9 protein-coding genes are annotated in these 9,890 nt (G+C 35.4%); 5 read left to right on the forward strand and 4 right to left on the reverse strand.

What is annotated here, in order from left to right:
• Positions 1-276: 276 nt before the first annotated feature.
• From ACY65O_RS17865 to ACY65O_RS17885, 5 genes are all read left to right on the forward strand, one after another.
• Positions 277-1,209, forward strand: a complete 933-nt coding sequence (locus ACY65O_RS17865) for a CPBP family intramembrane glutamic endopeptidase (RefSeq protein ID WP_462222220.1) — start codon at positions 277-279, stop codon at positions 1,207-1,209.
• 120 nt (positions 1,210-1,329) lie between these two features.
• A complete protein-coding gene (locus ACY65O_RS17870; protein WP_462222221.1) occupies positions 1,330-1,860 on the forward strand; it encodes a hypothetical protein in 531 nt (176 codons plus the stop codon).
• Positions 1,861-2,193: 333 nt separating this feature from the next.
• Complete coding sequence (locus ACY65O_RS17875; RefSeq protein WP_462222222.1) at positions 2,194-3,243, forward strand: 3-oxoacyl-ACP synthase III family protein; 1,050 nt, start codon at positions 2,194-2,196, stop codon at positions 3,241-3,243.
• Positions 3,244-3,342: 99 nt separating this feature from the next.
• Entirely contained in the window at positions 3,343-3,777 is a 435-nt protein-coding gene (locus ACY65O_RS17880; protein WP_462222223.1) for a hypothetical protein, read from the forward strand.
• Between the two features lie 4 nt (positions 3,778-3,781).
• Complete coding sequence (locus ACY65O_RS17885) at positions 3,782-4,684, forward strand: diacylglycerol/lipid kinase family protein (protein ID WP_462222224.1); 903 nt, start codon at positions 3,782-3,784, stop codon at positions 4,682-4,684.
• 44 nt (positions 4,685-4,728) lie between these two features.
• Here ACY65O_RS17885 and ACY65O_RS17890 read toward each other — a convergent pair whose 3' ends face one another.
• The 4 genes from ACY65O_RS17890 to ACY65O_RS17905 form a co-directional block, all read right to left on the reverse strand.
• Positions 4,729-5,592 (reverse strand): hypothetical protein, encoded by an 864-nt coding sequence (locus tag ACY65O_RS17890; RefSeq protein ID WP_462222225.1) that lies wholly within the window; start codon positions 5,590-5,592, stop codon positions 4,729-4,731.
• Positions 5,585-8,116 (reverse strand): Hsp70 family protein, encoded by a 2,532-nt coding sequence (locus ACY65O_RS17895; protein WP_462222226.1) that lies wholly within the window; start codon positions 8,114-8,116, stop codon positions 5,585-5,587. Before ACY65O_RS17895 ends, ACY65O_RS17890 begins: the two co-directional genes overlap by 8 nt.
• A 7-nt stretch (positions 8,117-8,123) precedes the next feature.
• Entirely contained in the window at positions 8,124-8,438 is a 315-nt protein-coding gene (locus ACY65O_RS17900; RefSeq protein WP_462222227.1) for a hypothetical protein, read from the reverse strand.
• A 40-nt stretch (positions 8,439-8,478) separates the two neighbouring features.
• Positions 8,479-9,890: WD40/YVTN/BNR-like repeat-containing protein (locus ACY65O_RS17905; protein ID WP_462222228.1), on the reverse strand; the 1,412-nt coding region annotated here is incomplete at its 5' end.

The following is a 9,890-nucleotide window of genomic DNA, read 5'->3' on the forward strand; positions in this document are numbered from 1 at the left end:
CAATGGCATGTACTGGATGTTTAATAAAGAAACAAGAATATGGACCGCATATAAATAAACCTTTCCCTTTTAATATTTAATACCAATTAGACATTAAACCTTTCTTATTAAAAATTTGTCAGGTTGAGCTTGTCGAAACCGGTGCAATAGCTAACACGCCTTCGGTAAGCTCAGGCTTTACAGAATGATTTTAATGTCTAATTGTATAACCTCTGCTGCATGCAGGGGTTTTTTTATGCATTAAAATTGTCTGGGTTATCTTTATAAAAAAAATAATTGTCATCAGTTTTTAAATACATCAGGGAGTTTTACAATAAGGAATTTAATCTGTATTATTTTTTATTGATACTGCTGTTGCTGGGCACTGTTATTTATTTAAACTACTGGCATTCTTTAGAAAACCGCTTTGCTGCCGGTGGTAAAACATGGTTCAGCAATTTTGCAGGTTACTGGCTTTTATATTTTATACCTTTTGCCACAGCATTTTTTTTACAGCTATTTTTTTGTAAAGATTGCAGTTACTTTAAAAATTACTGGTTTTGGATAATACTTTTTTTAGCGCCTGCTTTTTTTTCTTTTCGTGTAAATTTCGATTTTCATCAACCGGCAATAAAAAAAATATGGAGCAGCGATGAGTTACAGTTTTGGTTGCGCTGCATTAACTGGGTGGTCCGTGTATTTATTTTATTAATTCCTGTTTATATTATCTGGTTTATAAAAGATAAAAGCAACCAGCCTTTTTATGGCACAAGGGCTTTAGATACTATTAAGCCTTACCTCATTATGCTGCTTATTATGGTTCCCTTGCTGGCGCTTGCCAGTACGCAAAAAGATTTTTTAAGTATGTACCCCAAGGTAAAATTTTTAACCAATCTGCAAATGGGCCATCAAAAGTGGCGGTATGTATTGTACGAGTTGTGTTATGGTTTCGATTTTGTGAGCATTGAATTTTTCTTCCGGGGCTTTTTAATTTTATCACTTGTAAAAATTTGTGGCCCTCATTGCATAATACCTGTGGCATGTTTTTATTGCACCATTCATTTGGGTAAACCGATGGCAGAAGCCGTCAGCAGTTTTTGGGGCGGCATACTTTTAGGTATTATAAGTTATAATACGGGCAGCATTTGGGGAGGTTTAATAATTCACTTAGGTATTGCATGGTTTATGGAAGTTGGTGGTTGGTTAGGTGCGGTATTAAAAAATAAATAGTTTATGTTATTGCTAAATAGTGCTGCATCTTTTACATAATTCCAATTTTAAAAGCAACTCTCAAAATAAAAAACGAATTTTGTATAAATTGTTCCGCCAACTAACTGCCTTCTGTAAAAAATGAAAACAATATTTACTATATCCCTGTTGTTTTTTTTAAGTGTGTTACTTTGTTCATGCCCCTATAGTTCACCCTATAAGTTAGATGAAAGCCCTTCCATTTATGTAGAAGATGACCTATTAGGCAGCTGGGCAACTTTTATAAAAAAGCCCAACGGTAAAGAAGAGCCTGTAAAATTAATTCTCACTAAAAAAAATGATACTGAATATAATATTGCTTTTACAGGTTATCTAAATGAGTTAAAGCCTTTTAAAGTTTTGGTTAAAGATTCTGTAAACGGCACAGCTTTTATGAGTACGGTTGCAGGGAGGCAATTTTTAAACATTACCATTAAAGGCACCAATTATATTGCCGAATTAAAATTAAAAGATGGTATGCTTTCTTTATTACCGTTGATAGAACATTTTACTTCTAAAATGATATTTAATAACAGTGAGCTGAGAAACAGTGTGGAGTTTCATTACAAAACCCGTGTACATGCCATGTATGATGATGATTTTTGTTTAAAAGAAATGGTAAAGGTGAATTAGTTTTCTTTTTTTGAGCCCGGCAATATTTCTTTTTTCAACTTCATTGGTCTGGCCTAAGGCAAGACACTCTTCAACAATATTTTTTTATTGAGCTTTAATTGTGTTTTACAAAAAAAGCACCTGTCGTTCCTGCGGAACGATGAGAAACATACATTATTTTTTTACCCACCTTAAGCTCCTAAGGAGCTGCACAAAATTTATTCCCTTTTCAATCTTCGTAAATATCTTCTCCTTTTCTCTTCCCCTCCGGGGTTCTCTGCAAAGAGAACGAACGCAGTTCAAGGATGGGGCCTCTTTTTTCCGTAAATTGCTCTTCCACAAATAAACGATTGTATGCCACAAAGTAAAATTGCAGGTATTGGTTATTATGTTCCTAAAAATGTTTTTACCAATAACGATCTTAAAAAATATATGGATACCAGCGACGAATGGATCCAGGAACGCACCGGCATACAGGAACGCCGTTATGCACACCGCACCGAAGAAACCACTACCACAATGGGTGTGGAAGCTGCAACCATTGCAATTGAACGTGCCGGCATTACACCACAGGATATTGATTTTATAATTTTTGCCACCATCTGCCCCGATTATTATTTTCCGGGTTGCGGTGTTTTATTGCAGCGTGCCATGAAGATGAAAGAAATTGGCGCATTGGATGTACGCAATCAATGCAGCGGTTTTGTGTATGCACTTTCAATTGCAGATCAGTTTATAAAAACCGGCATGTACAAAAATATTTTAATTGTGGGCAGCGAAAAACATTCCTTTGGTTTAGATTTTAGTACAAGAGGAAGAAATATTTCTGTAATTTTTGGTGATGGTGCAGGCGCTGTAGTATTGCAACCCACCACAAAAGAAGGACAGGGAATTTTAAGTACACATTTACACAGCGATGGAGAAAGTGCGGAGATATTATCAATGTTTAATCCCGGTACGCATGCCAACCACTGGCTGCCCAATAAAGTAGCCGATTTTGATGATGCTGATATGGGAGAAATGTTTATGAGCCACGATATGATTGATAATGCACAAAATTTTCCTAATATGGATGGGCCTGCGGTTTTTAAAAAAGCCATTGTAAAATTTCCAGAAGTAATTATGGAATCGCTTACTGCAAATGGTTTACAAACTACCGATATAAATTTACTGATACCGCACCAGGCCAATTTACGTATTGCACAATATGTACAGCAAAAACTAAAATTATCAGATGAACAGGTGCATAATAATATTCAAAAATTTGGCAACACCACTGCAGCATCTATACCTATTGCATTATGCGAAGCATGGGAAATGGGAAAGGTTAAAGAAGGCGATTTAATTTGCCTTGCTGCATTTGGCAGTGGCTTTACTTGGGCAAGTGCACTGTTGCGCTGGTGATTATTGTTAACTGTTATTGTTTTATTTTAACTTTCTTAAACCCCAGCGGCACGTTAATTGCAACTGCTGTTAAGTAACTTTGTACAACAAAAAATTATTATGAAAATCTTTTTACTTTTACCACTACTATTTATGTTTACTGTAGCATATACTCAAAGCACTGTTACCGTTAGCATCAACGGAATTAAAAAAGCAGAGTACACCATAAAATCTGATGAAACAGCAGCTGGCAGCTCCATAAAAAAAGCAGCTATAAAAAAAATGAGCCACTTAACTGTTTTAATAAATGGAGAGCAGGTTAATAATGCCGTATATAAAAAAACGCTTGAGGTAACTGGCAGCGATGAAATTGCTGTTGCAAGTGTGGCGCAAACTGCAGGTGTAAAAGGCCAGTTTGTTTTTAGCAATACTAAACTTAAATCGCTTTTATCAAAAGGTAAATCTGTAAAATTATTTTTAATGCTTGATCCTGCTGATGACAGAATGATGATGCCCAGCAAAAGAATTTATATGGGAACCATTTCGGTAAAATAATTACATGAACAGAAAATTTATTTATTTTATCAACCCTATATCCGGCACAAAAGGAAAAATTCTGCTTTTAGAAATTATTAAAAAAAGTACTGCCGAAAAAAATATTCCTTTCGAAATTTTGCATACCAATGCCGAAGGCAATTACAGTTTTCTGCAGCAAAAAATTACAACGGAAAAAATTACTGATATTATTATTTGCGGTGGCGATGGTACGGTAAATCAAATTGCAGGTTCATTGCTGGGTGTTGCTGTAAATATTGGCATTATCCCCATGGGCAGCGGTAATGGTTTGGCATTTGCTGCAAAAATCCCCAAACAAATAAATAAAGCATTGCAAATTATTTTTAAAGGCAATGCGGTTTTCATTGATAGTTTTTATATCAATAAAAAATTCAGTTGCATGCTGTGCGGTTTGGGTTTTGATGCCCAGGTAGCACATGATTTTGCCCAACAGCAAAAACGTGGGCTGGCCACTTATGTAAAACAATCTACCAAAAATTTCTTTGCTGCAAAAACTTATCCGTTTGGTTTATCGGTAGATGGTAACCCTTTTACTACCGAAGCATTTTTTATAAGCGTTGCTAACAGCAACCAGTTTGGTAATAATTTTACCATTGCGCCACAGGCAAGTTTGCATGATGGTTTACTGGATATTGTGATTGTAAATAAAATGAGCAAGATGAGGATGCTGTGGAATATTATAAAACAAATCCGCAAAGGAGAAGTGCGGCCTTATGAAGACAAAAAATATCACCGTACAGATATTGGTTATTTTCAAACCAAAAAATTAATTATACAAAACCCCAAATTAGCACCACTGCATATTGATGGTGACCCTGCAGCAACTGCAGAAAATTTTGAAATAGAAATTATTGAAAAGGCTTTTAGATTATTGATGGAGGGTTGAGATATTAAATTATCCTGATAATATTTTTTGTTTGAAACTTTTAATTAATTACAGCCGCCTGTGCTGAGTACTTTTAATAAAATAATTCCTACCCATATCATCCAGCTGTAATTACCCGAACCCACTTTGGCGTTAAATACCGAATCGTTATTTAAAATAGTTTCTCTTAAGTTGTTTGATAAACCCTGTAAGTGAATTAAGCCCGAGCTTATGGCTTTGCAATCCTTCTTATTTGTTTTTTGAATTTTTACTGTGAGATTGATCAGATCAAAAGCAATGGCGTTTTTATAATCGTAAAAATCGTCGGGTAAATTATTTACAAATTCATCCCAGCCCGAAGAATACCAGTGTTTAAGTTTAGGCCGAAAGCTGTTATAATTTGCAACGCTGATATTTTTAAATAGGTGAATGTTATCATCTAAAAATATGCGGATGGCTTTAAAAGCTTCTTCCCTGTCGGCAGGTTGTAAAAATTCTTCAAATAAAAGTAAGGTTGACAGATCATATAGTTTCCCTTCGTTTAAAAAACTTCGGGAAATATGATTGAAGGGAGCAGCAAAATAAGGAGAGAAAAATTCGTCAAAAACTTTATCGTTTTGAAATTTATCAAAGTCGTGTTTAATATCATACAGCGAAACTGTATTGTCTTCTAAAATGGAAAGTATGTTTTTGCTTTGCCAAATGCGTTGATGGTATTTTAAACGCTCTGTAAAATCCGGCTGGTCAATTTCTTCCAGTACATCGTTTTTATTATACGTGTAACCATCCACTTCAATAAAGCCGGTTTTTGCAAAACCAAATTCTGCATTCAATTGTTTTTTTATCCGGGGTAAATTTATTTCACCTTCGGTATCAATAGAACAATGCTGCAGTAAGCGTATGGGAGATATGTATTGTTTATTAGCCAATGCCGGTTCCTTTAAAGTCGATATGGTTATTAAATTTAGCAGTTCTTATCAATGCAGAAATACTGAACACATGCCTGCGGAATTCGGGGTAGCGTTCTTTTTCTAAAGCGGCATCTGCCATTTTCATTATTGATCTTGCAGCATTGTAATCTTTAAATTCATCAGCATCACAACTTTTATATTCTATAAAACGGGTAATTAAAAAACTGGTAGTATTGCTTAATGCTTTCCAGTATACTTCATTTAACTGGCGTAATTTATTTTCTATTACCGAAACATTTTTAGAGTTGATAAAAGAACTTTCTGATTGTTCAATTTTTGAAAATTGTTTTTTCAATTCTTCTTTTTCAAAATCGGCTGTGTTAATTACATTAAGTATGCCTTCCTTGGCATGAAAATATTCTTCTATCAATCCGGCTATTCTTTCGTTGCCACCCAGTTTATCATAATCCTGAGAAGCTCGGGTAATTTTTTCGGCAATAATATATTTTTCATCCGACTTGTCTTTATCTTTTAACTTGAATAATTTTTCTTTTACCGTTTGCAAATCTTCTAAAAGTGCGGTGGCTTTTATTTCCCACACGGTATCTTCATTGTATTGAAATGTTCTTACGGTATCTGTCAATTCATTTTCCAGCAACAAGTATTGTTCTTTTAAACGGGCTGTATTTATTTGTTTTTCCGAAATGGAAAAAACATTTTTAAACTCCTGCTGAGTCATTACTAAATACACTACCGTATTTAAAACTCTTGAATCTGTTAAATGAATTTGTATTTCAATGTCAGAACCTTTCACCAGGTCAGTTTGCAGATCTTTACCTGATATTTCAATACATCCAATAGTAAGGTTAGAGGATGGCCTTGAATTTTTATCGCCTTCTAAAATATTAATGATGATGGTATCCCTGCTGCCTTTTTTTATTGTTTTAGAAATCTCCCTGTACAAAGTTCTTTTTTGAGGTAACAGCGAATTGCGTTCAAAGATGGCTTCCATCTTAGTCGTTTTATTTTCTACATCATCCACTTCAATACAAATATCATGCGGCAATGGTTGCCCGTCGATATTATACATACCCTGCGTAATGCTGATCTCTTTTTTAAGACTTATAATTTCATTGCTGTTATTGTCATAAACATTTAAAACAAATAAATTATTCATGCCCGGTATCAGCGGTAAAAATTCCGTCTTCTTCGATTTTAAATTTACAAAGCCGGTATCAAAACCACCGTCGGCCCTGGTAATGCGGCAGGTTTTATTTTCGTAATCGCCGCTGCAGGTAATTAACAACACTTCTTCTTTATCTCTGGATGATCTGCTGTAGTTAACTGCAATTTGCATATCGGTTGTATCAAAATCAACAGTAGCTAATAAATCATCCACTATTTTTTCTTCGGTAGAAATTATTGTTGCAGCAGGTTCGTAATATTTATTGGCAGCATAATATGCAGCACCAATGGCAACTGATGTTGTTGGGTCGATAGCATAATTTAAAGCAATACCGGTTTGTAAAGAAAGTTGCTCCCGTACCTGCGGTAAAAATGTGCTGCCGCCTACTAAAATTATTTCGGCAATATCATTTGAAGTAAGCCGGTTTTTTTCCAAAACTTTATGCAGCAGTTTTATCGTTTCGTTTACAAGCGGTAAAAATATTTCATCTACCTGTGCCCTGGTGATCTCTATATAAAAATCAACATCTTTATCATCCAGTATTGCAGAAAATTCTATAATAGTTGCAGGTGATTGTGATAATTCTTTTTTAGCTTCTTCGGCATAATACATCACCTGGTAATACAGCATTTCGTATTTGCCATATTTTACACGAAACTCTTCTTCAAAATTTTTTATACCTGTTTGTTTAATAATTTGCGGAACAATAATTTGATCAATAATAGCAAAATCAAAATCCATTCCGCCTAAAAAATTATTGCCTTCGTGGTCTGCAATTTTTAATTCATCCTGGTTAGATTTTATTAAGGCCACATCAAAAGTACCACCGCCTAAATCATACACCAATCTGTAACCATCCGGTTTTTCTTTTACGGCAGTTTCATTAAAAAAAGCAAGGCATGCAGCAATAGGTTCCTGCAATAAAAAAACTTCTTTAAACCCTGCATCCTGCCCCGCTTTTAAAGTGGCGTTGCTTTGCATACTGTCGAACGATGCAGGAATGGTTATTACAGCCGCTTCAATATTTTCTGTTGGCGGTACAAATTTTTTTAATTCTTTAAGTATTAGTGTGGAGAGTTCAACCGGCGTAACATTCTCATCAATATTTACAACATAATATTTTTCATCGGTACCCATTTTTCTTTTAAAGCCGCCAAAAACATTTACGGCATCTTTAGCTAAATATTCTCTTGCTTTATCACCAATTAAAATCCTGTCGGGGCGGTATGCTACAACCGATGCCAGTGTTTCTTTTTGGCCCACAGGGTTTTTATAAACATGCACTTTGCTGTTTTCGTATTTGGCAATAAGGGAGTTGGTGGTACCTAAATCAATACCGAAGTTTACGGATTTCATTGCTGATTTAATTTTTTGCTACAAGCACTACGGCTTTTTGTACCAGTTGTACAGTGCTGCCGTCTTTTTTATAAATGATGGGTTTTAGGGTTTTGGTAATTTTCATTTTGCCGGCTACGCTGCCTACAATACTGGCTTCACAATCTGTTCGGGCATCGTTATACATTTCGTTTGTAGGATCCTGTATTAAAAATCCTTCTTCTTCAAATGCCGCATTCAACCGGTTAAAATTTCTTTCAAATGTTGCTGATTGCCCCAGGTCTTTTATTTTATACTGCATCTCAAACAGCTGGTTAATAATTTGCAGGGTATTGTTGTTCATCAAAAAAATTTAGCAAATAAAAATATACTTTTTTAAACAATTATTGTTTCAGCAAAGGCAATTTTGTTTTACCTAAAGCTGCATTTACTTTTTTTATTTCGTTGTTCAAATTTTCCCATTTTGCCAGCAATACAGCAAAATCTGCCTGGGTTTTTACTACCGCTTCTTTTGCCTGCAAAGTAGGTGGCATATCGTTATCGTTAATTACGCCAAACAACCTTGCAGCGTCTCCATTTAATTTATTAAGATCGCTGCCGCTTGTATTTCTTTCTAATAACGTAATAAGGCTGTCAAGATTGTTTAATTGTTTAGATGTTGAAGAATTTGTTTTGGGTAAATTATTTTTTATTTGCAGATGAAGATTACCCAACTGGTTTAACATGCCCATCGATTTTTGCCGCATGCTGTAACAGCTATAGGCAACACTATGAATATCTTTTAAATCATAGTCACTTGTTTGTACCCTTGGGTCCATCTTTACTTCAAAATTTTGTGTGGTTGTTTTACCATCAATTGTAAGTTTTGCAGTGTACATTCCGGGCAAAACCCAAGGCGAAGTTTCATCGGGTGCTGTGTTCATGTACGTTGCCGATATGGGATAAGAAGGCGGCACGTTCAACGGTGCATAATGCATATCCCACATAAAACGGTGACTGCCTGCTGCGGCAGATAAAATTTGCTGCGGCCTTATCCAGTAATGCGGAATATTTACATCGCCAATTTTATACATGGTATCGGCTGATGAATATTTTCTTACCATATTATTTTTATCATCTGATATTTCTAAACTGATATTATTTGCTTTATCGTTCAGATAATAATTTATTACTGCACCATCCGGCGGATTTTGCCCTGCTGGTTCTTCCTGCGGAATCGGCGTATCAGGATACATATTCCATCTTACCCTGTAAGCAGTTTGTGGTTTATACAAAATAGTTGACTGGTTGATGAGTTGATTGGTTAATTGCCTTAGTGAGGTAATGTCATCCAGTATCCAAAAACTTCTGCCGTGTGTACCAATTACCAAATCATCATCTTTAATAACCAAATCTCTTATAGATGTGGCAGGCATATTCAACCGAAGCGATTGCCAGTTGGCACCATCATCAAAAGAAACATACACCGCTCTTTCGCTTCCTGCAAATAATAATCCTTTTTTTATCGGGTCTTCTTTTACCACATTTATCGGGTCATCGGGTAAACCACTTACAATCTCCTTCCATGTTTTTCCACCATCAGTAGTTTTATAAATATGCGGTTTCATATCATCTAACCTTATTTTATTTACTGCAGCGTAAGCCGTATTTTTATCAGTATGGCTTTCATCCATTATTGACACTTTACTCCAGCTGGTAATTTGTGGCGGCGTTACATTCGTCCATGTTTTTCCTCCATCATGCGTAACATGAATCAACCCATCATCGGTACCGCACCAAATAGTATTGATATCAA

Origin of the sequence: Ferruginibacter sp., from assembly GCF_031430955.1 — a bacterium.
GTDB lineage: Bacteria > Bacteroidota > Bacteroidia > Chitinophagales > Chitinophagaceae > Ferruginibacter.

Bases quoted from the DNA above. Each gene is read 5' to 3' on its own strand.
- ACY65O_RS17885 (WP_462222224.1), top strand. From the start codon at position 3,782: ATGAACAGAAAATTTATTTATTTTATCAACCCTATATCCGGCACAAAA.
- ACY65O_RS17875 (WP_462222222.1), top strand. From the start codon at position 2,194: ATGCCACAAAGTAAAATTGCAGGTATTGGTTATTATGTTCCTAAAAAT.
- ACY65O_RS17870 (WP_462222221.1), top strand. From the start codon at position 1,330: ATGAAAACAATATTTACTATATCCCTGTTGTTTTTTTTAAGTGTGTTA.
- ACY65O_RS17880 (WP_462222223.1), top strand. From the start codon at position 3,343: ATGAAAATCTTTTTACTTTTACCACTACTATTTATGTTTACTGTAGCA.
- ACY65O_RS17900 (WP_462222227.1), bottom strand. From the start codon at position 8,438: ATGAACAACAATACCCTGCAAATTATTAACCAGCTGTTTGAGATGCAG.
- ACY65O_RS17895 (WP_462222226.1), bottom strand. From the start codon at position 8,116: ATGAAATCCGTAAACTTCGGTATTGATTTAGGTACCACCAACTCCCTT.